This window comes from Peptococcaceae bacterium 1198_IL3148 (assembly GCA_036763105.1).
Taxonomy (GTDB): domain Bacteria; phylum Bacillota; class Desulfotomaculia; order Desulfotomaculales; family Desulfohalotomaculaceae; genus JBAIYS01.
On record JBAIYS010000056.1, the window covers coordinates 1 to 339 of the forward strand.

Here is a 339-nt window from a genome sequence, read left to right on the forward strand (position 1 = left end):
CCAAAATTCTTCTTCGGGCCAAGTGTTTTAGAAGGGCCTGTGAGACAGCTCCGCTAGTGATTCAAAAGGATGAACTAATTGTGGGACATCCCTGCGGTAAAGCCAGGGCCGGGGCAGTGTCCCCAGACATTGCCTGGAGATGGGTGCGGGATGAGCTGGATACCATGTCCACCCGGCCCCAAGACCCCTTTGAAATCAGTGAAGAGGACAAACGGATTTTACGGGAGGAAGTATTCCCCTACTGGGAAGGCAAGAGCGTAGATGAAATTTGTCAGAAACAATATGAAGAAGCTGGCATATGGTCATTCTCCGGTGAAGCCTTTGTCAGTGATTTGTCTT

The 339-nt window shown here is 50.1% G+C and carries 1 protein-coding gene; it reads left to right on the forward strand.

Features of this window, described 5'->3' with window-relative positions:
- A partial coding sequence (locus V6C27_14875; GenBank protein MEG6617661.1) for a pyruvate formate lyase family protein occupies positions 1 to 339 on the forward strand: 339 nt, incomplete at both ends.